Consider the following 26,056-nt stretch of genomic DNA (forward strand, 5'->3'; position numbering starts at 1 on the left):
AATATTTATTTGTACTGCTACTTGCTTAGATTTTACACATCATATTGTAGGTATTCAACTAAAATCTCTTATAATAGATGGTATTAATTAATATTATTCAAATTTATAACAAAATATAGTAAAAATGATTGTTTTCCCCCATATTTTGTTTAATTAAATGGAATAACGTAACATGAGGAGCTTATCTTTTGGAAGCTGAAATCCGTACATGAAATTATATCGGCGATTTTCAAAATATATCAGCGATTATACAGTGGATATCGACTTACCGACAAAAAATGACAATCCTCAATATACCTCTACCTTTTAACATTCTATGTCACCAAATGTAATTTTCATATTCGGAGCATATACTAAAGACGAATGCATTTGAAATGCTTTAAAAAATCGGAGTTCAGCTTCATATTGTGCTAGCGCATCATCATATATTAACCCTCTAGACATTAAACGTTCTATAAATTGCTGTTTATCACCCGGATCACCTGCAATTCCCTCTTCTTTTAACGAATGATACAACCTTTGTTTATCATCATGATGCATATTAGAATCTAAAAAGTTCACTTTATCACTTACTCTACATTGAATATTTTTTACGCCTAGTTCACTTAAAAATATCGGTATTTTCATACCAATATTTCCATCTTTTCCGCTTCTCTGCATGTCACTTTCAAATAACTTCTGCAAAGCACCTAGCCTAATAATTTCCGATTGATTCTCTCCATTTAAAGAGTATGAAGACATATTTGATATCCAATGTGGTTCAAAACAGATTATTTTTCCGTTCCTTTTAACTGAATGCATCATTTTTTGTACCATCATTTTTGGCGAACTCATATGTAATAAGAAAGCATGACAAATTGCTATATCGTATGTATCTTTCAATTCAATTTCTGTAGCATCTCCCTCAAGAAATTCTGTCTCATACGGAAGTAAACGAAACAACTCTCTCGCTTCAGATAATAATGTTTCTCCACTATCAATGCCTGTATACTTTGATCCTTCTGGAAGTAAAGGCATTAATACTAATCCTAAATAACCATATCCACAACCATAATCAACAATATGTACTGGCTTAGTAATCTTCCAAACCATATTTACTAAAAAGCTTACATAATCGTCGTTGTAATATAAATCTCTCGTGTTTTTTAAATATGTTATTTTACTGTTCCAATCGTATGTTTCCAAGTTTAACGCCTCCTTTTTATATATGACATTACAATTCTCCATTTAATATGGACATTCCTACACTTGAAACAATTCTAGAAAAGTTTAGATTTAATAAAATTAAACTTCTGCTTTCACATTTTCTATAAAAATAAATAGGCATACATATCTACTATGATACGTATACCTATTTATTTTACATCTCCTCAGGAGCCTCTACCCCTAGTAAACGTAATCCCTCTTTTAATACAACTGTCACAGCATAAACTAATGCCAGTCTACTGTCTTTCTCTTCGCTCTCTTCCAATATACGAACATTGCCGTAGTATTTATTAAACGATTGTGCTACATCTAATACGTATTTCGAAATGATTGATGGCTCATTTTTGTTGAAGGCTGCTTCAATTACTTGTGGAAACTTATTAAGTAATTTTACGACGCTCCAGCTATGATCATCTTTTAATGCAAACATACACGTTTCAAATTCTACACTTTCTTTTCTTAAAATAGAGCAAGCACGTGCATGTGTGTACTGTACGTACGGCCCTGTTTCACCTTCAAATTTCAGCATATTTTCTAATGAGAATTCAATATTATGCATACGCTCATTTTTTAAATCATGGAAGATAACTGCGCCAGCGCCGACTTGCTTTGCTACTTCTTCTTTCTGTTTTAAGTTTGGATTTTTCTCTTCAATATTTTGTTTTGCAAGGTCGATTGCTTCTTCAAGTACTTCTTCAAGTAAAATAACTCTTCCTTTACGTGTCGACATTTTCTTACCATCTTTTAAAATGAAGCCAAACGGTACGTGTTCCATACCATCAACCCAAGTATAGCCAAGCTTTTTTAATACAGTGAAAAATTGATTGAAGTGTAAACTTTGTTCTGGGCCAACTACATATAACGCTTTATCAAACCCAAATGTATTTTGACGATATAACGCTGCCGTTAAGTCACGCGTTGCGTAAATCGTCGCACCATCTGATTTTCTAATTAAGCAAGGCGGCATTCCCTCTTCTTCTAAATTAACGACTAACGCGCCTTCAGACTCTTCAAGCAAATCATGTTCTTCTAAAATTCCAATAAAATCTTCCATTAAGTTATTATAAAAAGCTTCTCCTTGAAAATTAGTAAATTCAACACCGAGAAGTTCATAAATACGAGAAAATTCTTTTAAGGATTCGTGACGGAACCAATTCCAAAGCTCAACCGCTTCTTCATCACCTTCTTCTAATTTCTTAAACCAAGCGCGTCCATCTTCTTCTAGTTCTTCGTCGTCTTTTACCTCTTCATGGAATTGAACATATAACTTAAATAGTTCACGGATTGGATCCTCTTTAACTACTGCTTCATTTCCCCATTTTTTATAAGCAGTAATTAACTTTCCAAACTGTGTTCCCCAATCCCCAATATAATTAATTCCTACAACTTCATAGCCGCATTTTTCAGCGATATGTTTCAGTGAATTTCCAATCATTGTAGAACGTAAATGCCCCATTGAAAAAGGCTTCGCGATATTAGGAGAGGAATAATCGATAACTACAGTCTTTTCACATCCTAAGTGATTTTGACCGTACTCTTCTTTCTCCGCTAAAATCGTTTTTAATACTGCATCACTTACAGTTTCACGATTAAAAAATACATTTACGTAAGGACCAACAGCCTCTACTTTCGTAAAAAATGGATCACTTAATTTCTCCGCAACTTCCTTTGCGATAATAGCTGGTGATTTTTTATATTGCTTCGCAAGTGAAAAACATGGAAACGCTGCATCTCCGAATTCATCTTGTTTCGGTGTTTCAATTAAATCTAAAATTTGTTTTTGCGTTAATCCATTCGTGAAAATATTGAATAAACTTTCCGCAAACTGCGTTTTGTAATCCATACTACAACCTCCTTAATTTTTAAAACACAAAAAACTCGTCTCTAAAAAAGAGACGAGTTTTAACCCGTGGTACCACCCTTGTTGTTCATTACGAACCACTTTCCCGTTTATAACGAGGACAGGGGGCCTCGGTTTACTCTACTATTCGTTCAAGAAGCATCTCCGAAGTGCGCTTCATCTTTTTCTTCCGCACTAGGCTCACACCATCCCTAGCTCGCTTTCCTTCCAAAAAAAGACTACTCTCTTCATCACAGACAGTATATTTAATTAATTATTGCTTATTATACATCTTTTCAAACAATTAGCAAGGGTCAATTACACCAAAGTGAAACTTAGCACTTTTTCTTTTGTATACGTGAAAATTATGTTTTTCAAATCTAGAACTACGGAAATGATCTTTCAGAACGACACGCTTTCTCGCCACACGCCTGGCTTCCGCAATTGTTTCGTCAGTAATATCATGATACAAAGCGAAGTGTTTTAATCCTTTTATTCCATCTGATTCTATAACAGTTTCTTCAAACATCGGATCAAGGTACACGACATCATAACTATCGTCTTCACATTGTGTTAAAAATGCGTAATGCTCCGTTTGCTTCACATCGATTCGTTGCATTGCCTCATCAATTTCAGAAACAGTTGAAGACCATGTTTTCAAACCATTTTCCATAATATAAGCCATATACTCATTGCCTTCAAGTCCCGTTACTTTTCCGCTTTTACCAACAATATAACTAGCTACAATACTATCTGATGCCATACCGAGCGTACAATCTAATACTGTCATCCCGCTCTCTAATTGCGTGGCTTGTACAAACGGATCGTGTTCTCCGCGCATTAACCTTTTTACACGAAACATCGCTGAGTTTGGATGAAAGAAAAATGACTCTTCCGTTCCTCTCGGATAAATAGCTAATCGATTTTTCCCTACAACAAGTACATCTTGTTCATACTGCTCATGTAGTTTATGTACTGGTATGTCATTACGTTTAACGAAAGAACGATTTAATTCTGCTGCTACCTTATTTGCATAATCTGTCATTTCTTTGTTTGTTCTTCCTGCTGTTGTTACAATCATTTTTTCACCTCTATATAAAGAAAAGAGGGAGATTTACTCTCCCCCTTCTTTAGCAATTCTTTTCGAAAGCTTGTTCTAAGTTCGTAATAATTTCGTCCATAGTTGCACCTTCAATTTCATGACGGTGAATGAAGTGAACAACTTCTTTTCCTTTTAATAATGCCATAGATGGTGAAGATGGAGGAATTTCTCCGAAGTATTCACGCATTTTTGCAGTAGCATCTTTATCTTGGCCTGCGAATACAGTTACAAGATGATCAGGTTGTTTTTCAGCACGAACAACTGCTTGACCTGCTGATGGACGTGCTAAACCAGCTGCACAACCACAAACTGAGTTTACAACTACTAAAGTTGTACCTGCCGTGTTTTCCATAAATTCTGTTACAGCTTCTTCTGTAGTTAACTCTTCAAACCCAGAACGCACTAATTCTTGACGCATTGGGATTACCATTTGGCGCATGTATTCTTCATAAGCATTTGACATCGTGTAATCTCTCCTTCAACTTTCATTCCAAATTCATCATATCACGCTCTATTACTAGGTGCAAAAGAAAGATAACGATGATTTCATTTTTTTGTAGGGATTTCACAAACCCCACCGCGGCAATGTCCAACTGGGACAAGTTTTCTATTGTTAGCGATATAATCGTATACTTTACTTCCAAATCCAAGTACGATAGACAGTTTTATAAATGGAACGGCAAACCAATAAGATGGAACGGACTTTGCTAATACATGTATGCTATGAATCCCGTCATACCACTTATTATTTTTTAAAATATACAATCTTTGTTCCATCTTGCTTTGTAGTTCTTGAGAAAGTTCATACTTCTCAACTACATCTTCATCTCGAAATGAAACAAATTGCATCTTACCCTTTTTATCTAGTTTTTTCGTACGTTCTGCAACCGCCGTACACATCGGGCACCAACTATCATAGAAAACAATCATACATTATTCCCCTTTACGAGACTCCGTCATTTGTTTCCATACAGAACCTTTTGCTTCTTCTCCGCCTTCAATACGCTCTAATGCTAGACGCGCTTGCATCGCTACTTCAAACTCCGGATCATCTTGCGCTGCTTTTAATGCAGGAATCGCACTTTCATCTCCAAGTTCAAATAAGAACATTGCTGCACGCCAGCGTACTAATTTACTTGAATCTTTCAGAGATTTAATCATAACGAACATCGCTGCTGGATCACCTACGTCTGATAAGCAATCGCCCGCTGTACGGCGAACACTTACTGAACGATCTAATAACGCTTTATATAATAACGGCAATACCCCATCACCTTTTACCATACCTAAATACGCTGTTGCTAAACGGCGGATTGAAACTTTTTCATCATCTAACGCCATCTTCAACACTGGCATATCTTCTTCAGTAGGATCCATTTGCTCTAATGCTGCAAAACGATTTTTCCAGTCAGCATCTTTCATCATCTCTACTGTTACTTTATACGGCTCACGCTTTTGAATCGTTACTTCAACAGCACCTGCCTGGTTTAATAATTCTTTAACTGTTTCATTTACACGTTCTTCTGAATAAGCAGCAACAATCTCTTCCACTACTTCTTTCCCGATTTCTTCAAAATTACCGTAACGTGTACTTTGTTCCACCCATTTACGTTCTTTTACAACGTTTGGTGCAGACATTTGAACTTTCATAATTGATTCTTTAAAACGATCTGGTAAACCAACACGTTCTTCTGTTGTTCCATCTGTTAACTTTACTTGCATTGGAATTGTAAAGAACATTTGAACAAACACTTTCACTTCTCCAAAATGAGCAAGTTGTTGTTCTTCACTCTCTTCTACTACCTCTTCGCCGAAAACAGCACGAACTTGTTGTAATAAAACTTTCCAGTCATACTTTGCATTTCGCTCCACCGCTAAAAAGTCGGCTACATGATATACACCTTTAATGCCTTCAATTTTCAAAATTTCTTGCACTTGCATTGGTGCTTGCTCTTTATTTTCATTTGTATAATTATTACGCGCTCCTGATGGTAATACTTCATTCAAAATAACTTTCATTGTATTTGGACTTGGCGTCGGTTCAATTGCTTTAATCTTCACGTAAAAAACTCTCCTTTATTGCATGTTCTTAGGTGTATTGTAACATGTTCCACCTTTCTAAACCTACTCGGATGCTTTATTTTGCTGATTTCTTTCCATCATCACACTTTATCTTTCAACCTAATTGCCCCAAACCCATTGTTTAAAGTCCCCTCTTATTGCGATGCGCCCTCCCGCCTTCTCTCCAAAAATGTAATGCTCTCAATTACAACTTCCGTTTTATATATTCTCTTACCTTGATCATCCTCGTAATTACTCGTATGAATACGCCCGGTAATTCCAACAAGAGACCCCTTCGTACAATATTCAGTTACATTCTCAGCCGCTCTTCGCCAAACGACACAATTAATAAAATCTACTTGTTGCTCACCTAAACTATTTCGAAAACCTCTATTCACCGCAACACATACTCGTGCATAAGCGACGCCTTGCTTTGTGTAGTATAATTCTGGCTCCTTTGTCAATCTACCGATTAATACAACTCGATTCATCATAAGTTATACCACCTCACATATTTTTCTTCATTGTAAAGAAAAATGTTTGAAGGGTAAAAAGCGTAAAATAATATATTTTAAAGTGAAAAATATTATTTTATATCTAATAAAAACAAAAAAGAAACCTTACATATTTTAAACATGTAAGGTTTCAAAATTTATACTTCACTACATGATATGTAATATCCACCGCGAGCCATCTTTATTTCAACGCGGTACATTACATTTTCTAAGTAAAAAGTAATCGGTTTAACTTTACTCTCAAATTTTAGTTTTTTATTACATTCAGCCGCATATCCTTCTATTGCTGAAGTAATAACTTCTGCTGACGGATATGTTAAAGCTTCATCTAGTTCTATGAAAAAACTTTTAGAAAATAGTTTTTTCATAATCCCTTTCTTCTCTTTCATCATATGCCATCCCCTTCAATTCAAACTATCACCATCCATATTATACCATACCTTCAATTTATCCCGCATTAACGGGCAGTAACAGCCCCACTGATTAAAATCTTTGAAAATAAAAAAATCCTGCATTTTTCATGCAGGATTTTTTTATTAGTCATTTTTCGTAAAGTAAGAAACGAAACGAAGAATTTCTAAGTATAACCAAACTAATGTAAGCATTAGTCCCATCGCAGTGTACCACTCCATATATTTCGGAGCTTGACTACGTACACCATTTTCGATTAAATCGAAATCTAGTAATAAGTTTAATGCAGCAACTACAATAACAACTGCACTAATAATAATACCGATTGTACCGCCTTGGTGAATGTATGGAACAGTTACACCAAACATGTTTAATAGAAATACGACTAAATACATAACCATAATTCCAAGTGTTGCTGCCATCACGCCTGTACGGAATTTATCCGTTACCTTTACTACGCGTGTTGCATATAACACTAACATTGCAAATAGAATTGAGATTGTTAGTAATACAGCATTTAAAACGATAGAATCGCCAAATTTCATTGTATAAACCGCTGAAATACTACCTAATACAACCCCTTCTACCGCTGCATAGATTGGTGCACCAAAAGGTGAAATACGCGGGAAGAACATAGACGCAAATGCGATGATTGCCGCAACGATTAAAGCACCAATTAATACAGGCATCTTCATCGTCCCCTGCATCATTTGTATGTATGAATAGACAGACGTTGCAAGTAGCAAGATAAGCATAATAAACGTTTTGCCTACTGTTCCGCCAATCGTCATCGCAGAAGCGCTTGCTCCCTCTTTACGGAATGCCTCTTTTTTCAACATTGGATTAGATGTTCTCATTTTTTCCCTCCTAAAATAGGTTCTACCAATAGTGTAAAGTTTTTCTCTTTACTTTTCAATATATGCAGCTTGTTTTTATTTTAATCCTTCAACGATGTCTGATAGTTCACTCCATCTTTCCATCGTTTTTTCTAGCTCTTCTTCTGTTTTCTGCTGTGCTTCAGATAATTCTTGTGCCTTTGTGAAGTCAGATCCAACTTTCGCAAGTTCTTCTCCAATTGACTCAATTTTCTCTTCTAGTTCGGCAATTGTATCTTCAATTGTTTCCCATTCACGCTGCTCATTGTATGAAAGTTTACGTTTACGTTGTTGTTTCGGAGCTTCTTCTACCACTTTTTTCTCTTTCTGCACTTCCGCTTTCTCAATAAGTTCTCTCGTTTTTTCCATTTCTAAATAATCCGTATAACTCCCTAGAAATTCGCGCACTTCTCCTTCTCCCGCAAAGATGAACAACTCATCTACTACTTTATCTAAGAAATAACGATCATGCGATACAGTTAAAACGACACCTGGAAAATCTTCTAAATAATCTTCTAACACTGTTAATGTTTGTGTATCTAAATCATTCGTAGGCTCATCCAGTAATAGTACGTTCGGTTCCCCCATTAATATACGTAATAAGTATAAACGTCTTCTCTCGCCACCAGATAGTTTACCAAGCGGTGTGCCATGTGAATGCGTCGGGAATAAGAAACGTTCTAGCATTTGAGATGCACCAATTACTTTTCCGTCTGTCGTATGAATAACTTCTGCAATCTCTTTAATGTATTCAATCATACGCTGATTTAAATTCATCTCTTCATTTTCTTGCGTATAATAAGCAACTTTTACAGTTTGCCCTACTTCAACTTCACCACTATCAGGAGATAGCTTACCTGCAAGCATATTTAAAAGAGAAGATTTCCCACTTCCATTCGCTCCAATGATTCCGATACGATCTCCTGGTTTCACAATATGATTAAAGTTGTGTAATACCGTTTTATCACCGAATTTTTTCGTTACATCTTTTAACTCAAGTACTTTTTTCCCAAGGCGGCTACCGCTAAGTGCAATATCAACTGACTGTTTTGCAGCTGGTCCTTCTTGACCCTTTAGCTCATCAAATCGTTGAATACGTGCTTTTTGCTTTGTCGAACGGGCTTTTGCACCACGGCGGATCCACGCTAGTTCACGACGATATAAGTTTTGACGTTTTGATTCTTGCGCAATTTCTTGCTCCTCACGCAAAGCTTTCGCTTCTAAAAACGTGCTATAGTTTCCTTCATAACTATATAGCTTTCCATTATCTAATTCGAAAATACGATTCGTTACACGATCTAAGAAATAACGATCATGGGTTACAAGTAATACAGCACCTGTATATCTTGCTAAATATTCTTCTAACCATTCCACTGTCTCATGGTCCAGATGGTTCGTAGGCTCGTCTAAAATTAATAGATCAGGTGTTTCAATAAAACATTGTGCCATTGCGATACGTTTTTTCTGTCCACCAGATAAATTCCCAACAATTGCAGTGAAATCTGTAATTCCTAATTTCGTTAATAACGATTTTGCATTCGCATTTGCTTCCCATGCACTCATCGCATCCATACGTTGCTGCACTGCAAATAATTGTTCCTGTACTTTTTCATTACTTGGATCTTTTTCGATATTTAATAACGATTGTTCATAATCACGAAGAAGACGAATTAAAGGTGTATCACCATGGAACACTTGCTCTAATACAGTAAGCTTTTCATCAAACTCTGGTTGCTGTGATAAATAACTAATTGTATACCCACGTGAATGCGTCATATCACCTATATCAGGAATTTCTAACCCTGCAATAATTTTTAATAATGTCGATTTACCAGTACCGTTTACACCAATAATTCCGACACGTTGTCCTTCTGTAATACTACATGATAATCCATCAAATAACGGTTTTTCTCCGTATGATTTCGATAAGTTTTCCACAGTTAACATTTTCATATTTGTGCATTCCACTCTTTCATAAATTGTTCAATAAACTGTTCCATATAACGATGACGAACTTCAGCCTCTTGTTTTGCTGCGTTCGTGTTCATTAAGTCTTTTAGTTTCAAAAGTTTTTCATAAAAATGATTTAAAGATGGATCGTTATTTTTTCTATATTCATCTTTCGTCATCACTTCACGCGGAGGAATAGTTGGATCATACATTAATCTCCCTTTTGCTCCACCATACGCAAATGTGCGAGCTATTCCAATTGCTCCAAGAGCATCTAAGCGATCCGCATCTTGAACAATCTCCCCTTCAAGTGACTTCACTTTGCCACCATGACCACCCTTATAAGACATGTTGGCGATGATATGAAGAACATGTTTGCTTTCCTCTTCTTCCACATGTAACTCTTCTAACCAATCAGAAACTTTTTTCATTCCTGCTTCTTCACTCTCATTTAGCTTCTCATCTGCCACATCGTGAAGTAATGCTGCCATTTCAATTATAAAACGATTTCCCCCTTCTTGCTCGGATAAAGAAATCGCCAGTTTATGTACGCGCTCAATATGATACCAATCATGCCCACTCGCATCTTTTTCTAAAATATGTTTTACAAAAGTAATTGTTTTTTGAATCTTTTCTTGTTTTGTCATTTTATCTTCACCCAGTTACTTATTGTAACACGCCCGCATTTTTTCATCACATATTTTCTTGTCCGCCCATACACTAGGTGGTAGGCATCATCATGAAGGAGGAATAAGTATGTTCTATAATAATCAACCACCCTACCCACAACAACCATTTTATCCTCAGCAACAAGAACAAAGGTATACAGAACAATATGAAGAACAAGAGCAACAATATGAACAAAATCCATACGCAACACCGCAATATCAAGAAGGTGATTATCCACAAAATCCATATGCAGCGCCGCAAAATCAGGGACAACAATATCAACAAAATCCATATGTAGCACCACAAAATCAAGAACAACAATATCAGCAAAATCCATATGTAGCACCACAAAATCAAGAACAACAATATCAGCAAAATCCATATGACACACGTCCAAGTTACGAATATCCACAAAATGAAGAACAACAATACCAACAAAACCCATACCCAACTCAGCCACAACAACCGCAATACCAACAACAAATGTATCAACCAAACTACGACGCACGTGTCTCACCACCTAAACCACCAACAATTGATCCAACGCAACCTCAAATTTTACCTCCTGGACCAACATTCGATATTACACAGCCACAAATCTTACCACCTGGACCAATTACAGAACCGACACAACAACAAATTCAACAATTTGTCGGTACACAGTTTTTACCTTTAAAGAAACCTGTACTAGATTTCGTAAAACCTTGGGTAGATTACGGTTTAAATGAGGCAAAACACACATCACACAAACACGCTTTAACAGAAGTTGCTGCAATTATGTTTTTAGTTGGGAAAGGATTCAACCCGACGATTGCACATTATATTGTAGAATCTTGGGAGAAGAATGAACAGTTTTAGGGTTGTTCGTTTTATATTATATAAAACTATAAAAGTGCCACAAATGCCTGTTATACAAGCATTTGTGACACTTTTTATTTGTTATATTATATTCTATTCCAAAGAGGTATTTCATATTTTTTCGCGTTTTTTTATATTATTTGCGAGCAAAATGTGAGCAAATAATATCCTTTTAATTAAACTGTACTAGGGCGATTTTCATTTTAAAAACCATTCATTCAACATAAATTCCCACAATAAATTTTGTATTACAATCACCTTGATAAATAGGTATTATCGTGGATTACCTATTGAGAGCTATAACAAACACATATGTTGTAAAATACATTTTTTGAGGGAAATTTAACCATTTATTGTTATAATTATATCCGCGATATTTTTCCAGGAGGGTTCCTATAAAGAACAATAGGATAATGGACATACATACTAGGCACTCCCCTTCTTTAATACGTTCATAGAAATATAGAAAGGGTTTATACGATGGGACAATTCCAAAGTAATTTACAAACAGCAACACAAATTGCTACGAAAATGGGATCAGCTGCTGACAGGATTCAAAGTGCAACAAGTCGTTCTATAACAAAGGCGACGCGTACAACACTATCTGTTAACTCCAAAGCACAAGAAGCGAGCCAACAAGTTTTAGATTTGACGAAACAATTTTCTGTAGCCTTTCAACAAGCGGTTGATAATATTCATTCGGTAGCTAACGAGTTTGAGAGAATGGATAAAGAACTTCAAAATATTTTTCGCTAATGTGATAACCTACGTAAAGTAAAACGGTAGGAGGAAAAAGATGAGTCAAGATATTGAAAAACAAATGAATCAATTAAATCAAAAATTACGAAGTGTATTTGAAGAACAGAATCGGAATCAATCTGCGATTCAAACACAGGAACAAGTAGAAGAGGATTTTCATGTATGGAAAAATCAAAACCATCGTTTGTTTGACCGTATTTTAGGAACTTGGCATAGAGATAGAGAAATGTCATTGTTTTTTATGAATATGAGTCAAGATGCACAATATATTGAGCGAAAACTTACTTTCGAATTGGAAAATCAAAAAGAAACATTACTTAAGGAAAAACGAAATCTTAGTGACTTAGAAAATGACCTTTACTATCAAAAACAGAATCTAGCAAAGGAGGTCAATTCATGAGTTTGAATATGTATCTAGGGGAAGTACATACGCAAACACAAAGCATGAACGCTGTATGTACCGCTACCATTCAAGGTATGGAACAAGCTATTCAGTCGATTGATGCTTTTGCAATTGATACTGTTCTACAAGGACAAACATATAGCAGTGCAAAAGCATTCTTTGCACAAACCTTTCGTCCATTAGCACAAGGAATCATTTACTTGTGTGAAGAACTAATTCGTCAGAATGATGCCTTTCCAAGTCAATTTCAATCACAGGTAGCTTCAACTGATGTAATTGAACATGAAATATTAGAACAAATTCGAGAAATTGACCGAATGAAGGCAAGTATGGAAGCCATCAGTCAAGCTTTGCCAATCCCGGGTATGGACGCTATGACGAATCTTTTTATTGCCATGAGGCGCAAGCTTCAAGAAAAGTTAGATCATTTGTATCAGTTCAACCAAACATCTAGTAATAACTATAATACAGCAATTCAATTAGCCGCTATCATTGCGACGGGTCTTGCTGAAGTCCAAAGTGGGAAAGGTTTTAGTCCTGCTAGTGGTACATTTAGTACACAAGGGTTGAATATGAAATGGGCGGCTTCTATTCAAGCGATTGCAGAAGATAGGAATCGTCAGGCTGATAATTCAATTGAAGATGGAGAAATGTGCGGTAGGATAGAAAAGAAATCTCCGTTTAGAAAGGCTTGGGACGATAAGATAGACGATGTAGTTACAATGTTCGAAACAGTAAAAAAGATGTGGAATGGCACTGTAATCGGAACAGGGAAAGCTGTTGAAGATGAAATCAAGTCCATGGAAACTTTAAGCAATATGGATATAGGAACTTTTATTAATGTTACATATGCGATTTTACATTTGGATGAAACGACAAAAAATATGTGGCATGCATTTTCAAGTACTGTGAAACGAGATATAATAGATGGAGATGCAGAGAGCATTACACAATGGACTACTTATGGATTAACACAAATAGGCATTGGTCTAATTCTCGATAAGGGACTAGGTAGAGCAGGCCTCGTCACAAAAGGAGCAGGTGGAGCAAGTACATTAGCTAAAGGCGTAACGCTAGTAAAAGAATTGAAGCAAGCATCCGAAATTTTACAATCTTTTAAAAAAGATGTTTCTTATGCTTTCTCTGGTGGAAATGGTATACGATCCAGATTTAATATGTCTGATTTTAGACAATCCCATGAAAAGCTATCAAGCTATCAATTAGCTAGAGGTGAAAGTAGTTCTGGTGGGGGTAATCATGTTGGAGAAAATCATACTCCATCACTTTCTAATAGAGAAATTATATCTAATTTACAACATACAGAAAAATTCAGAGGAAATGTACCCAAACATATCCTAGAGGGTGAAATAAATTGGCGTGGTGACGCAATGGGTTATCATAGTGAAGTATTGGAGAATACACCTGGAAAAATAATTAGCGGAACAAAAGAGGTAGTAAATGATCAAGGAGTCTATAAAGCTAGGGTAGAAGTAAATGGAATCCCTAAAAGCGGAAATAGGGGATTCTCCACATTTTTCCCTAAAGATTGGAGCCCACAAAAGATTGTAGATAATATAAATGAAGCATATAATAATAGAACTTATGAATTTGGTAACACATATTCAGGAATAGGTTCAGATGGTATAAGGATTAGCATGTATATTGATGGAAATGGGAAAATCATCTCTGCTTTCCCATCGGAATAAATTTTATTTTTAGTATAAAGGAAAAGGAGTACAATAGTAATGAAATATCCATATAGCTTTGAAGTACTTACCAACGGAAAATTAGTTATGAGGCTTCCTCAAGAAATTAAACTTATTGAAACTTTTTTAGGCGTTGAAGTTTCTGCATTTGGAGATTGGATTTTAGAAGAAATACATAGTGTTTTAAATGGGAAAGAAGATTACGTAGTAGTAAATGGCAACATTTGCGGTTTAGAAATTCGGAAAGATACAACTACTGTCCTAGACAATTTTGCCGAAGATGGTAAGGGTGAATTTTGTGAGATAGAAACGGTTGAATTAGTAGACTTAATTCATATTTGGCTAGATAAACAAAAGGAGTTTAAAAAAGGGAAAAATAAAGAATTGTAATAATTTAAGTAGCTGGCTTCTATATGAAGTCGGCTTTATTTATTATTTCATATGCCTCTCATTATCTATATCCCTTTCGTAATTGCTAATTAGCACCGTCCATATTTTTCCAGATGACTGGAGTCGAACACAAGTCTTAAAAACTATTGAAGAAACTTATGAAAATGCTAGATTTCAAACTGGCTCAAGTAATGCATATATTGGGGTAACTTCAAATGGGATGAAAATCAGAATTTTTCTTACTCCAAATAGAAAAATTATATCGGTATTTCCAATTTATAAAAGATAGGAGCAAGAAAAATGAAATATAATTATGAATTTATTGTTGGCCCATATGATACATTATTAATAAAATTACCTTCAGAAATATCTATAGTTGCAGATTTTTTAGCTTCTGATATACAAGGCGGGACCGCGGAACCATGGATTACAGAAATCGATCAAGTGTTAAACGGTAAGGAGGAATCCTCCAAATTCGGGGGGAATGCCTGTGACTTAGAAATAAAACCAGATTTCACACATATCTCAAATCGTTATGTTGAAGATGAAGATTATTCATGTACAATTGAAACTTCTGAGTTAAGAGAATTAATTTTAATATGGGAAGCAAAGAATCTAAAGTATGAAAAATAAGCCAATTCTTATGAATTGGCTTATTTTAGCTTCGTTTACTGTTACATAGTATGTTTTTCAACGTCAAGAAGCATTAGAAAAAGCAGGACAATAATATTAAATTGGCTGCTATTCGCAGGAATTTAAGCCTTGCACTTATGACTATTTGGGTGAGTAATCAATATGTTGTGCTGAAACATCAATATATCTTAAAAAGAATATTGAAATTGTCGAAAATAGAACAATTGCTTCCGAGTGCTGTATCTAATTGAGTTGCCACTCCAACCAAAAGAAAAAGCACCACCTTTTTGGCGATGCCTTTGAATCCAACTTTACTTTTCAACTCTCCGTTATATCCTGCTGCAATCATTCCTGTAAGATAGTCAATGATTGCCATCGTAACTAAGATTTTCAATGTTGTATCCCATCCTCCCAAAAAGTACCCGCAGAAGGCACCAAAAGTTGCAATAAAAGCTTTTAATAATACATCGATTCGATCCATTATTTTACCTCCTTATTTAAATTAAATAGAGGACCACATTTTGTGACCCTCTTAATCTATAAAAGCCGTATTTTGTGCAAAATAAAAAACAGCTTATGGCTGCTCTGTTTGTGTTATATTTTTAGTTGTTGTTTCATTTATCAATTTCCCTACTAATTCTTCTAAAGTCATTATTCGTTTTTCTTGTTCCACCTCCTTAAGTCTTTGTCCTTCAAGTTTTTGCTTTAACATTCCAATATCAAACTGCATATTGTCTGCTTTCCAGTCTAATTCTTAAACCGCTTGCATTGTAATAGAAACAGAGTCATAGAGTGTGACTGCATCTTTTTCTTTTGTTGTGAATACTTCATCAGTATCTTCTGCAATCATACCGTAATTTACAGGTAAAACATCAATTTCACCTGCATTGTATTTTTCAACATCAGAGATTAAATTATATTGTTTAATTCTTAAGTTATTAACTTTTTTTAGTGCTGAGAAAGGTAAATCTTCGATGTTCGTTTTAACTTTCCGTGTAGACGTATTAATGAAATTCTTTGCATACACATCTGCATTACAGCCAATGTTCCCTATTGTTCGTAATATGCCTAGTTTCATGTTTCCCCAAGAAGTTCCTGTTCCATTTTTAATCTGCAATCCGTCCCCCACATAATCAGGATGCCTTGCCACTCTAAGCGTAAGCTGATTTGCAAAGTTGAAATCTACATCACCTTGATTTGTTGAAGCTAAATCTTTAATTACCATTGCTGGGAATGACTTATTCTCACTTGTGTAGAAATTAAAATAGCCACGTTTAGAAGTAAAGTTAATATCCTTAGAAGCGCTTAAATTTATAAAACCAGTTGTTGATCCTGTAGCATTAGCATGTAAGTTCACGTTTCCGTTATCATTCGTAATCTTGAATTCACCTTGAGACTTGAGCTCCATTCCTCCATCGTAACGATAGAAATTAATGTAACTTGATTTCAAGATGTCATTCCCACTTCTACCAGTAACAATTCCAATAGAAGCAACTGAGTTAGTCCATTGAGTACCTGCAATTGTAGTTTGATCAAGTACTAAAGAACCATTGAGGGTTCCTGAACTTGCATAATCATTACCTAAGATTAGAGCAGACTGAATATTACTATCTGTACGGTTAATAAAACCAAAGTAACCACGAGCCTGATTGCTGCCGTATAAAGTCATGTTCTGAGCATTCAAGCGGATTTGATTAGCTCCTGATCCTTGAGGTGCTGTTTGAATAGTTACCCCTTGTGAAGAAAACAGAATACTATCAATAGCATTGTTAAAAGAAATAGCTAAAACTATTAAATTTCCAGTTAATCAAGGGAGACTCTTTTTCTCTAAGGGTGGTAAATTTGAAGCAGTTAAACTGAACATTGCTGAAGTATTTGAGAATTTAGAAGCGTTATCAACCATATCAAGATTTCTAACTGGATATGCAGATTTTGTATTAGTTGGGGACGATTTAGAATTCGGGATTGTTATTGAGCGCACTGAATACCACTACGAATTCAGTATATGGGGCGTATCCACAATATGAAATACGAAAATACAAAAGACCACTTCAAAAATGAGAGTGGTCTTTTTATTACTTTATCTATCAACCTTTCCAAATTATTCATATCAACACTTTCTTTTAAGACCTTCTCTTCCTAGGACCTACAATTAATTTAATCGCCGTTCTTTCTTGATCATTAATAGTAACCTCTTGAAATGCTGGAACAAAGGCCAAATCAATACCACTTGGAGCAACAAATCCTCTTGCGATTGCAATTGCTTTAATCGCTTGATTTATAGAACCCGCCCCAATCGCTTGAATTTCCACATTGCCACTTGTTCTTAGTACACCAGCTATTGCACCTGCTACTGAATTTGGTTTTGATTTTGAAGATACCTTTAATATATTTTCCATGTAAGTTGCTCCCTCTATTATTTAATCGCTCTTTTGTTACGGTTTAAAATATTTCAACGTATCTTTTATTACTATTCACACCAAAAGCAAACAATGCTACATATGTACATTCATTCGATACTTTTCGTCTTCTTCCTGCCCCACTACGTAAATAAAAGATAATAACCATAAACTCTAATATACAAACGCTTCAAAATAGACATTCACTTAAACGATCACATCATTGCAACTGAGGATAATGGTTTTACTTTCACATGTAAAATATGAGTGCCCGCTTTACTTCAATCTTTCAAGATATTCCACTGATATTTCCACCAAAACATCAACCTTGTCTTCTTCAAAATCGTTACAGCTACTATTCTATTACTACATTTCATCGTATTAGCACTTTATACTCCAAATCTATCACCTTTTATATAAGACAAGCATAAAATACTATGAGTATACACTTCATTCATAATAGGAGGTAATATATTGGGTTCATACTATCATTCTTCAAATTCAAATAAAAAATGTTCATGTAACTCTTCTTCCAGTTCATATAAAAAATGTTCATGCAACTCCTCTTCTAGCTCCTATAAAAAATGTTCATGCGACCATTCTCATAAAAGAAGCTGTCCAGCATACGGCACTTTTTGGCAAACTGAGTTTATAACTGTCCCTTTTGACGATCCTTTTCCATTTAATCACGTTGGCCCTATAGCAGGAGGAGTTTCCTTACTAAATCCTACTACTATACAATTTAGTCAAGCTGGTGATTATAGAGTTTCTTTCATTTCAACGATTAACACTACTTCAAATCCTGTATTTCCACATATTCCAGTCATGACTATATTTTTAAATAATAATCCACTTGCTAATAGTCAAGGTGATTTCGCTTTCCAAATGAATACTTCATCAAATAACGAATGTCTTCAACTAGCAGGCGAAACGATTGTTACAGTGACAGCTAATTCCACTCTTCAACTGAAAAATAATAGTGGTTTTAATCGTCAAAGTATTGCAACTTGTGATAATGGTATTAATTCAGTTGAATTAACAGTTATAAAACTAAGTTAATAATCCTCTTCACATTCAGATGCTATTTCAGCATCTTTTTTTATTGAATAATGCTCTTTTGATTCCTATAATCAAACATAAATTCCATTGTACGTTTTTGTTAATCTAATAAACATGAAAAAAGTACCGAACTCTTCTACTACAAAAGTTCGGTACTTTTTATATTAAAAACTTCTCATTCTTTCTTACTTCTCCACATAAACCGACTTAACAATTGTACGATTATACGGTTGTCCTTCTTTATTCGTCCCTTTTATATCCATCGTAACGTTATATACTCCTGGTTGCTTTATGTCCTTCAAAGCACCAGTAAACGTATTGTTATTACCCTTTTGTAATTCATTGTATTCAGAGACTAGTTTCCCTTCTTTATTAACTACTCTTACTGTTATAGAAAGATCCCCTTTCATTTCAGGTGCCACAGGTGATTTTTTCAGTTTATACTCAGATTTATTCACTTTAACTTTTGTAGGCATTTGGAGAACAAATGGTGCACCACTATTGTAATCGCTTACGATTAAAAATGCATCTTTCGACTGCTTCGCCATCATTTTAACTTTCCATTCTCCTACATCCATTTTATCAAATTTAAATGTTCTAATTGTCGCACCACCAAAGAAAGATTCACCTTCACCAGTAGTAATAACGCTATCCTTATTTGTATACATTTTTCCTTTTGGAGACATCATTTGTACTTCTACATCCGAAGACGCTGTTAAGATAGAAACTATTCCTTCAGCTTTTTTATCAACCGTAACAGTTTGCTCTATCCACTGATTTTGTGGCAATTCTCCTCCTAATATGTTTTGATTTGAAGTTGTATTTAATTGTTCTATATTTTCATTTGAACTAGTGCTGGATGCTACTAAAGCCGGTACGGCTACACTTGCTGTACGTAAATATGGTTCAATTCGAGAGAAAACAGAAGATCCTTTTCGTATATTATCATGATCAAATCTGGAATCTGTAAATAAATGCGTTCCATATGGCAGCTTAGCACTCCACTCATTTACTAGTCCATCATTTGAACCGTATGATGACAAATATAACCCGCCCATAGATAGCGCAGAAAATACTGGTCCCCAGCTAGTCCCAGTAGCCGTATAGTAACGGTTTAATTTAGCTGCTGGATTATTATCAATCGTTGAACGAAATTTTGCCATTTCGCCCATTTGTAATGAGTACGTACCATCATCTTTTTGACCTAAAATAGAAGCCAGCCATCCTGCCCACCAACTATATGATAAGTCCGCTAAATTTGAGCCATGATGTGGCGTCGCAAGCGTAATAACATTTCCTACAAATCGATTTGCACCATATCCTACTAATGCAGCCTGTGTATCGATACCGCCTTTACTATGTGCTACAATATTAACTTTTTTACCGAAGTGATTATATATTTCTTCTAATTTTTGTGCTAACAATTTTCCGTTGTCCCACTGACTAGCTGACCCTTTCCCAGCAGCATCATATAATTGTATAAATACTGTTTGATAGCCTGCTTTTAAAGCATAGTCATACATATCATTTATATCGTGATACACTGTCTTTCCATACCAACTATCAGCATTCCCATTCCTTCCTTGTACAAAAAGAATTGGAGGCTTATTCTCATCGTAATTAGCAGGTTTTTGACCTAAAAACCATTCTCCAGGTGTAAATACTTCTTTATCTGGAAATCCCGTTTTAATTTCTTTTACTTCCTCCGCCTCTACCTTCGTACTAACAGCCATCGGAGTTATAATAAAAAATGCGAGAAATAATAACATACACCTTTTCAAAATCCTCATTAACATTCCCCCTTTTTTGAAAGGAAGCACTATTTTACTCTAGTTATTTTTGCAGGTGAAATAAATAGTAACTGTCCTTTCTTATGAAACGTTATTCTCTCAACATGTATTCATTCCTTTTCCTATTAAGCTCATTAAAAATTTCTCAACATATTTCTAGCTAAAAAAGCTGCGTATAAAAGGTCTATTTCATAACCTTTTATACGCAGCTTCTTTCTTATAAATCAATGATATACTCATCATCATATTTATCGTATTGGAGCCCTGATCCTATTTTTGATTCCGTAACTTGATCTCTTAAAAACGGTGCAGCTTCCATTTTGCTAGTTGCAATTTCAATTCCATATTTTTTCGTTAAATGGGCTAATTCTATTAAAAACCACTCTCTTCGCAATGTAACTGGAATATCCAATGTTCTTCTTTTCATATATAATAGCACCTCTTTAATTTCATAACTTAATGAACATCACTACATGCACGTGTGAAAACTACCTTTCATCACTAACATCCAATGAAACATTATAGTATATGCATGTCCATTTTAAACGTGCTATTACAAAACATATTTTAGTTTACATAATCATATTATGTAAGAGTAGAAGAGAAAGGTATATCCCTTCCCTTCTACTCTAGAAACTTAAATTAAGAACATCTTGGTACACCTAAAGCTAAGAATAAACCTGCTACTCCCGCAGTAATCGGTACTTTTAACGTAATAACATCGTCTACTTTCGTTACTAAAAAGAAAGCATTACCTTCTTGTAATATACAAGTTACCAATAATTGAAATTTCATTTAACCCCCCCTCCTTTCAATCGATATATTATACTTTATGAATTCTCTTTAAAAATGTAATAGGAAATATATCTATTTTTCCTTATATACGAAATAAATGTTTGTAAGTCTATTAAAAATACTAATTTTCTAAATTTATATAAATCGTGTAATATCCAATAAGTTCCTATATAATCAATAGTGAAAATCTTACAAATGGAGGTATAAAAATGGCGATTTTGAGTAATATTGGTGCAGCTTTATTTTTTATTGCTTTTATTCTTTTAATACTATGTATCATTTCATTCTTTAAGAAAAATGGAAAAGCAAAACAATATGGTCGTCCTACTGTTATTCTTTTTATGATTTCAATTCTCTTAATAGGAATGGGCACTACAAAATCTGAACACCCAGTCATCGATTTTTTTGCTACTTTAAGTTTAATTTTATTTATTTTTTTCCTTGTTCTAGCAATCTTATCCGTAATTAAAAAGACAGGTGTAGCAAAAAAACAATTTATTATCACTGCTATTTTATTTGTCATTTTTGTTGCATTATCAAGTATTTCAGCTCCTTCTTCTGAAAAGACGACAGCAACAAATAAACAAGTCGCTTCTAATAAGGCAGAGAAAAAAGATGATAAAAAGAAAGAAGCGGACGAGAAAACTCAAAAGCAAGAGGATGAAAAACGCCAAGCCGAAGAGCAAGCTCGTAAGCAAGAGGATGAAAAACGTCTAGCCGATGAACAAGCTCGCAAACAACAAGAAGAGCAAAAACGTCTAGCTGATGAACAAGCTCGTAAACAACAAGAAGAGCAAAAACGCCAAGCTGATGAACAAGCTCGTAAACAACAAGAAGAGCAAAAACGCCAAACTGATGAACAAGCTCGTAAGCAACAAGAAGAGCAAAAACGCCAAGCTGATGAACAAGCTCGTAAACAACAAGAGGAACAGAAAAAAGCACAGCAAGCTCAAACACAACCTGCTGCAAGTAACAATAGTAATGTAACTTACAAAAATTGTACTGAAGTTAAAAATGCTGGAAAAGCTCCATTATATAGAGACCAACCAGGTTATAGCTCTAAACTTGATCGTGATGGCGATGGAGTTGCATGTGAAAAATAGTAGTAAAAAAGAAGCTTCTAGTAAGCTTCTTTTTTTATTATCAGAAACGATTGCAACGAATTCTCTTCCTTTTATAAAACTCATTTTATTATTCTCAAAACTGACACATAATAAGTGATTTCAATCACCACATAGTTTTTCATTTATCGCTATTCTTAATTTAGATATTACATTTAAACTTTATGGAGGCATTCATATGAAACATACATTTACTGAAACTTCTATTGTTGGTGAGATTGTTACACAATTTCCGAAAGCTAGTGATCTTTTTAAATCATATAGAATAGATTTTTGTTGTGGTGGTAATAAGCCGCTTATTGATGCAATTCATGAAAGAAATTTACCGGCTTCTGAAGTAATTACAAAGTTAAATACACTTTATCATAATACGAAACGATTAAATGAATCTGAAATTGATTGGAAAAATGCTTCTTATCGTGAATTGATTGATTATGTAATTCATAAGCATCATCGTTATTTAAATGAAGAGTTACCTCAGTTAAGTCCATATGTGACGAAAGTATTACGCGTTCATGGAGCGAATCAGCCTCATTTAGCTAAAATTCATAAGTTATTTCATGAACTTAAAATGGAATTAGAACAACATTTAATTAAAGAAGAAACGGAAGACTTCCCATTAATTTTAGAATTCGAACAAAATCCAACTGATGAAAATTATGCAAAGTTACGTAAAGTAGTAGATGAACTAGAAAATGAGCACAATCATGCCGGAAATATTATAAAAGAACTTCGTAAAGTAACAAATGACTTTACTCCTCCAGAAGGAGCTTGCGGCACTTACCGACTTGTTTATCAACGTCTTGAAGCGTTAGAGTCTGATTTATTTGAGCACATTCATTTAGAAAATAATATTTTATTTCCACGTGCAATTACGAGAGCATAAATAAAGTGCAGGACATGAGTATACATACTTATGTCCTGCTTTTTCATTACGTGAATAACATCCACACTTCTCCCCTTCACATTAACCCGAATTTTAATAATTTGTGAATCATTATAGAAGTGTGATAAATATCACATCTCCCGCTTTTTTGATTTTCTATAATAGAAATATAATCCTTTGTTCAATATTTCACATAAAAAGGGGAAACGAAAATGAAAAAACGTTTAGTGATGATCGGAAATGGTATGGCTGGCATACGCTGTATGGAAGAAATATTAAAACATGATAGTGATTCATATGAGATTACTATTTTTGGAGATGAACCGCATCCAAACTACAACCGTATTATGCTCTCTCATGTTTTACAAGGCAAAACAAATATGCAAGATATCATTATGAATGAATATAGTTGGTACGATGAAAACGAAATAACTTTGTATACAAACGAAAGAGTTCAAAGTATTAATCGAGAAGAAAAAATTATTACTACAGAAAAAAATCGTACTCTTACATATGACAAGCTCATTATAGCAACAGGTTCTAGTTCTTTTATTTTACCTGTTGAAGGCTCCACACTTCCTGGTGTAACAGGATTTCGAACTATTGAAGATACACAATTTATGATAGATACCGCTAAAGAAAAGAAAAAGGCCGTTGTCATTGGTGGCGGGTTACTCGGTTTAGAAGCCGCAAGAGGTCTAATTGACTTAGGAATGGACGTACATGTTGTTCATTTAATGCCTAGCTTAATGGAGCAACAACTAGATACGAAAGCAGCTTCTCTTCTGCGTGAAGATTTAGAAGCACAAGGCATGAAGTTTTTAATGGAAAAGAAAACTGTAAAAATTCTTGGCACAGAACATGTTGAGGGCATTCAATTTGAAGATGGTGAAGTTGTAGATTGTGATTTAATCGTAATGGCTGTCGGAATACGGCCAAATACGAAAATAGCAAGAGATGCTGGTCTCATTGTCAATCGAGGCATTGTAGTCAATGACTATATGCTTACAAATGATGAATCCATTTATGCAGTTGGCGAATGTGCAGAACATGATGGTATCGCATATGGACTTGTTGCCCCTCTTTATGAACAAGGCGCAATATTAGCGAAACATATAACGAATTTACAAACTGATGGATATACGGGCAGTATCGTCGGTACGCAATTAAAAGTTGCTGGTTGTGATTTATTCTCTGCTGGCCAAATTTATGAAGATGATCAGACGAAAGCAATTTCAATATTTGATGAATGTAAACGTTCCTATAAAAAAGTATTAATTCGTGATAATAAAGTCGTCGGTATCGTTTTATATGGTGACACAGCTGATGGCACACGCCTCTTTAGCATGTTAAAGAAAGAAGAAGATATACAAGAATATACAGCCGCTTCCCTTCTTCACAAAGCTGGTGAAGAAAGTGAACTTGACGTTGCTACAATGAGTGCAGATGACACGATTTGTGGATGTAATGGTGTTACGAAAGGTACAATCGTTCATGCCATTTTAGAGCAAGAGTTAACTACTTTTGAAGAAGTAAAAGGCTGCACGAAAGCCGCAGGATCTTGTGGTAAATGTCGTCCGCTTGTGGAACAAGTTTTATCTCATACACTCGGAGATGCTTTTGATGCTTCTGCGCAGTCTGCTGGTATGTGCGGATGTACAACTTTATCACGTGATGAAGTCGTAGCCGCCATTCACGAGAAAGGCTTAAAATCTCCAAAAGAAGTACGCAATGTTCTTGGTTTTGCACATGAAGACGGCTGTTCAAAATGTCGCCCTGCTTTAAATTACTACTTACGGATGGCGATTCCAGAAGAATATGAAGATGATAAATCATCTCGTTTCGTTAATGAAAGAATGAATGGTAACATTCAACACGATGGTACATTTTCTGTTATTCCACGTATGTACGGAGGCGTTACAACAGCTGATGATTTAATGAAAATTGCTGAAGTTGCGAAAAAATATGACGTCCCTCTTGTGAAAATTACAGGTGCGAGCCGAATTGGCTTATACGGTGTAAAAAAACAAGATTTACCTAACGTATGGGCTGACTTACATATGACTTCGGGATATGCGTATTCAAAATCTCTTCGTAATGTAAAATCATGTGTTGGTTCTCGCTTCTGCCGTTTCGGTACGAAAGATTCATTAGGACTTGGTATGCTACTTGAACAATCATTAGAAATGGTAGATACACCACATAAAATGAAGATGGGTGTAACGGGCTGTCCTCGTAACTGTTCGGAAGTACTAACGAAAGATTTTGGCGTTGTTTGTGTCGAAAATGGATACCAACTTTATATTGGCGGAAATGGTGGTACAGAAGTACGCGAAGCTGATTTTGTAATGATTGTCCCAACTGAAGATGATGTCCTTCGCATCGCTACAGCTTACATGCAATATTATCGTGAAACTGGTATTTATGGAGAGCGTACTGCCTACTGGACAGAACGTTTAGGCTTCGATCACATAAAAGAAATACTACAAGATGCAAGTATGGTGACTACGCTAAATGAACGCTTCCAAACAGCTCGTAGCACATATACGGAAGCGTGGGGACAAGCACTAGAAACGAAGTCATTAAAAGCGATGTATGAAGTAGAAACTGTGAAATAAGGAGCTGTGA

Annotated in this window: 28 protein-coding genes, 2 pseudogenes and 1 other annotated feature; of the genes and pseudogenes, 12 read left to right on the forward strand and 18 right to left on the reverse strand. The window is 35.1% G+C overall.

Annotated features, from left to right (window positions below):
* Nucleotides 1-306: 306 nt before the first annotated feature.
* From QEP67_RS16965 to QEP67_RS17015, 11 genes are all read right to left on the reverse strand, one after another.
* A complete protein-coding gene (locus QEP67_RS16965; RefSeq protein ID WP_080482983.1) occupies nucleotides 307-1,227 on the reverse strand; it encodes a class I SAM-dependent methyltransferase in 921 nt (306 codons plus the stop codon).
* Nucleotides 1,228-1,360: 133 nt separating this feature from the next.
* Complete coding sequence (argS, locus tag QEP67_RS16970; protein ID WP_000385001.1) at nucleotides 1,361-3,049, reverse strand: arginine--tRNA ligase; 1,689 nt, start codon at nucleotides 3,047-3,049, stop codon at nucleotides 1,361-1,363.
* Nucleotides 3,050-3,094: 45 nt separating this feature from the next.
* Nucleotides 3,095-3,310 (reverse strand) — a binding site (T-box leader).
* Nucleotides 3,311-3,350: 40 nt separating this feature from the next.
* A complete protein-coding gene (locus QEP67_RS16975; protein WP_000637462.1) occupies nucleotides 3,351-4,127 on the reverse strand; it encodes a class I SAM-dependent methyltransferase in 777 nt (258 codons plus the stop codon).
* A 49-nt stretch (nucleotides 4,128-4,176) separates the two neighbouring features.
* Nucleotides 4,177-4,611 carry a BrxA/BrxB family bacilliredoxin gene (locus QEP67_RS16980; protein ID WP_000063705.1) on the reverse strand — a complete coding sequence of 145 codons (435 nt, stop codon included), beginning with the start codon at nucleotides 4,609-4,611 and terminating at the stop codon, nucleotides 4,177-4,179.
* 83 nt (nucleotides 4,612-4,694) lie between these two features.
* Nucleotides 4,695-5,078 carry a DUF393 domain-containing protein gene (locus tag QEP67_RS16985; protein WP_000634892.1) on the reverse strand — a complete coding sequence of 128 codons (384 nt, stop codon included), beginning with the start codon at nucleotides 5,076-5,078 and terminating at the stop codon, nucleotides 4,695-4,697.
* A gap of 3 nt (nucleotides 5,079-5,081) precedes the next feature.
* The gene (locus QEP67_RS16990; RefSeq protein ID WP_000692585.1) at nucleotides 5,082-6,209 is read right to left on the reverse strand and encodes a conserved virulence factor C family protein; all 1,128 of its coding nucleotides are present in this window, start codon (nucleotides 6,207-6,209) and stop codon (nucleotides 5,082-5,084) included.
* A 155-nt stretch (nucleotides 6,210-6,364) separates the two neighbouring features.
* Complete coding sequence (locus QEP67_RS16995; RefSeq protein ID WP_000982032.1) at nucleotides 6,365-6,703, reverse strand: single-stranded DNA-binding protein; 339 nt, start codon at nucleotides 6,701-6,703, stop codon at nucleotides 6,365-6,367.
* A gap of 158 nt (nucleotides 6,704-6,861) precedes the next feature.
* A complete protein-coding gene (locus tag QEP67_RS17000) occupies nucleotides 6,862-7,116 on the reverse strand; it encodes a DUF4318 domain-containing protein (protein WP_000975132.1) in 255 nt (84 codons plus the stop codon).
* A 144-nt stretch (nucleotides 7,117-7,260) separates the two neighbouring features.
* On the reverse strand, nucleotides 7,261-7,992 hold the full coding sequence (locus QEP67_RS17005; RefSeq protein ID WP_001260655.1) for a Bax inhibitor-1/YccA family protein: 732 nt from the start codon (nucleotides 7,990-7,992) through the stop codon (nucleotides 7,261-7,263).
* A 75-nt stretch (nucleotides 7,993-8,067) separates the two neighbouring features.
* Nucleotides 8,068-9,963 carry an ABC-F family ATP-binding cassette domain-containing protein gene (locus QEP67_RS17010; protein ID WP_000783162.1) on the reverse strand — a complete coding sequence of 632 codons (1,896 nt, stop codon included), beginning with the start codon at nucleotides 9,961-9,963 and terminating at the stop codon, nucleotides 8,068-8,070.
* Entirely contained in the window at nucleotides 9,960-10,607 is a 648-nt protein-coding gene (locus QEP67_RS17015) for an HD domain-containing protein (RefSeq protein ID WP_000165959.1), read from the reverse strand. The genes QEP67_RS17010 and QEP67_RS17015 overlap by 4 nt, the downstream gene beginning before the upstream one ends.
* 109 nt (nucleotides 10,608-10,716) lie before the next feature.
* Here QEP67_RS17015 and QEP67_RS17020 point away from each other — a divergent pair, with 109 nt between their 5' ends.
* From QEP67_RS17020 to QEP67_RS17050, 7 genes are all read left to right on the forward strand, one after another.
* On the forward strand, nucleotides 10,717-11,487 hold the full coding sequence (locus QEP67_RS17020) for a hypothetical protein (protein WP_048566494.1): 771 nt from the start codon (nucleotides 10,717-10,719) through the stop codon (nucleotides 11,485-11,487).
* A gap of 480 nt (nucleotides 11,488-11,967) precedes the next feature.
* Nucleotides 11,968-12,243: a TIGR04197 family type VII secretion effector gene (locus QEP67_RS17025; RefSeq protein ID WP_000529662.1), complete on the forward strand. Its 276-nt coding sequence runs from the start codon at nucleotides 11,968-11,970 to the stop codon at nucleotides 12,241-12,243.
* 40 nt (nucleotides 12,244-12,283) lie between these two features.
* Nucleotides 12,284-12,646: a DUF3958 family protein gene (locus QEP67_RS17030; protein WP_000076133.1), complete on the forward strand. Its 363-nt coding sequence runs from the start codon at nucleotides 12,284-12,286 to the stop codon at nucleotides 12,644-12,646.
* On the forward strand, nucleotides 12,643-14,355 hold the full coding sequence (locus tag QEP67_RS17035) for an EndoU domain-containing protein (RefSeq protein WP_048566495.1): 1,713 nt from the start codon (nucleotides 12,643-12,645) through the stop codon (nucleotides 14,353-14,355). The genes QEP67_RS17030 and QEP67_RS17035 overlap by 4 nt, the downstream gene beginning before the upstream one ends.
* Nucleotides 14,356-14,394: 39 nt before the next feature.
* The gene (locus QEP67_RS17040) at nucleotides 14,395-14,745 is read left to right on the forward strand and encodes a type II toxin-antitoxin system toxin (RefSeq protein WP_000877043.1); all 351 of its coding nucleotides are present in this window, start codon (nucleotides 14,395-14,397) and stop codon (nucleotides 14,743-14,745) included.
* Between the two features lie 82 nt (nucleotides 14,746-14,827).
* Complete coding sequence (locus tag QEP67_RS17045; protein ID WP_074651027.1) at nucleotides 14,828-15,034, forward strand: EndoU domain-containing protein; 207 nt, start codon at nucleotides 14,828-14,830, stop codon at nucleotides 15,032-15,034.
* 11 nt (nucleotides 15,035-15,045) lie between these two features.
* A complete protein-coding gene (locus QEP67_RS17050) occupies nucleotides 15,046-15,378 on the forward strand; it encodes a hypothetical protein (RefSeq protein ID WP_002192697.1) in 333 nt (110 codons plus the stop codon).
* 214 nt (nucleotides 15,379-15,592) lie between these two features.
* Here the strand turns inward: QEP67_RS17050 and QEP67_RS17055 are convergent.
* From QEP67_RS17055 to QEP67_RS17065, 3 genes and pseudogenes are all read right to left on the reverse strand, one after another.
* Nucleotides 15,593-15,859 (reverse strand): annotated as a pseudogene (locus tag QEP67_RS17055) (phage holin family protein); the annotation flags it as partial.
* A 93-nt stretch (nucleotides 15,860-15,952) separates the two neighbouring features.
* A complete protein-coding gene (locus QEP67_RS17060; RefSeq protein ID WP_353706328.1) occupies nucleotides 15,953-16,108 on the reverse strand; it encodes a hypothetical protein in 156 nt (51 codons plus the stop codon).
* Nucleotides 16,109-16,132: 24 nt separating this feature from the next.
* Nucleotides 16,133-17,062: a tail fiber domain-containing protein gene (locus QEP67_RS17065; RefSeq protein ID WP_353706329.1), complete on the reverse strand. Its 930-nt coding sequence runs from the start codon at nucleotides 17,060-17,062 to the stop codon at nucleotides 16,133-16,135.
* 55 nt (nucleotides 17,063-17,117) lie between these two features.
* Between QEP67_RS17065 and QEP67_RS17070 the strand changes: the two are divergent.
* A pseudogene (locus QEP67_RS17070) lies at nucleotides 17,118-17,405 on the forward strand (hypothetical protein); the annotation flags it as partial.
* 96 nt (nucleotides 17,406-17,501) lie between these two features.
* On the opposite strand, the gene spoVS reads toward QEP67_RS17070, so the two are convergent.
* The gene (spoVS, locus tag QEP67_RS17075; RefSeq protein WP_000427789.1) at nucleotides 17,502-17,777 is read right to left on the reverse strand and encodes a stage V sporulation protein SpoVS; all 276 of its coding nucleotides are present in this window, start codon (nucleotides 17,775-17,777) and stop codon (nucleotides 17,502-17,504) included.
* Between the two features lie 474 nt (nucleotides 17,778-18,251).
* On the opposite strand from spoVS, the gene QEP67_RS17080 reads away from it, so the two are divergent.
* Nucleotides 18,252-18,836 (forward strand): hypothetical protein, encoded by a 585-nt coding sequence (locus QEP67_RS17080; protein ID WP_000536146.1) that lies wholly within the window; start codon nucleotides 18,252-18,254, stop codon nucleotides 18,834-18,836.
* Nucleotides 18,837-19,021: 185 nt separating this feature from the next.
* On the opposite strand, the gene QEP67_RS17085 is transcribed toward QEP67_RS17080, so the two are convergent.
* The 3 genes from QEP67_RS17085 to exsG form a co-directional block, all read right to left on the reverse strand.
* Nucleotides 19,022-20,626: a hypothetical protein gene (locus QEP67_RS17085; protein ID WP_001221420.1), complete on the reverse strand. Its 1,605-nt coding sequence runs from the start codon at nucleotides 20,624-20,626 to the stop codon at nucleotides 19,022-19,024.
* 217 nt (nucleotides 20,627-20,843) lie between these two features.
* The gene (locus tag QEP67_RS17090; protein ID WP_000830260.1) at nucleotides 20,844-21,053 is read right to left on the reverse strand and encodes a hypothetical protein; all 210 of its coding nucleotides are present in this window, start codon (nucleotides 21,051-21,053) and stop codon (nucleotides 20,844-20,846) included.
* A 215-nt stretch (nucleotides 21,054-21,268) separates the two neighbouring features.
* The gene (exsG, locus tag QEP67_RS17095) at nucleotides 21,269-21,421 is read right to left on the reverse strand and encodes an exosporium protein ExsG (RefSeq protein ID WP_000671900.1); all 153 of its coding nucleotides are present in this window, start codon (nucleotides 21,419-21,421) and stop codon (nucleotides 21,269-21,271) included.
* 209 nt (nucleotides 21,422-21,630) lie between these two features.
* On the opposite strand from exsG, the gene QEP67_RS17100 reads away from it, so the two are divergent.
* The 3 genes from QEP67_RS17100 to nirB all read left to right on the forward strand — a co-directional run bounded on the left by QEP67_RS17100 (nucleotide 21,631) and on the right by nirB (nucleotide 26,046).
* Nucleotides 21,631-22,524, forward strand: coding sequence for an excalibur calcium-binding domain-containing protein (locus QEP67_RS17100; protein ID WP_048566496.1), 894 nt, complete (start codon nucleotides 21,631-21,633; stop codon nucleotides 22,522-22,524).
* 196 nt (nucleotides 22,525-22,720) lie between these two features.
* Nucleotides 22,721-23,428 (forward strand): iron-sulfur cluster repair di-iron protein, encoded by a 708-nt coding sequence (ric, locus tag QEP67_RS17105; protein WP_000683166.1) that lies wholly within the window; start codon nucleotides 22,721-22,723, stop codon nucleotides 23,426-23,428.
* 212 nt (nucleotides 23,429-23,640) lie between these two features.
* A complete protein-coding gene (gene nirB, locus QEP67_RS17110; protein WP_000746929.1) occupies nucleotides 23,641-26,046 on the forward strand; it encodes an NADPH-nitrite reductase large subunit in 2,406 nt (801 codons plus the stop codon).
* The last annotated feature ends 10 nt before the right edge of the window (nucleotides 26,047-26,056 follow it).

The organism is Bacillus cereus group sp. MS39, assembly GCF_040448665.1.
Classification (GTDB): Bacteria; Bacillota; Bacilli; order Bacillales; family Bacillaceae_G; genus Bacillus_A; species Bacillus_A wiedmannii.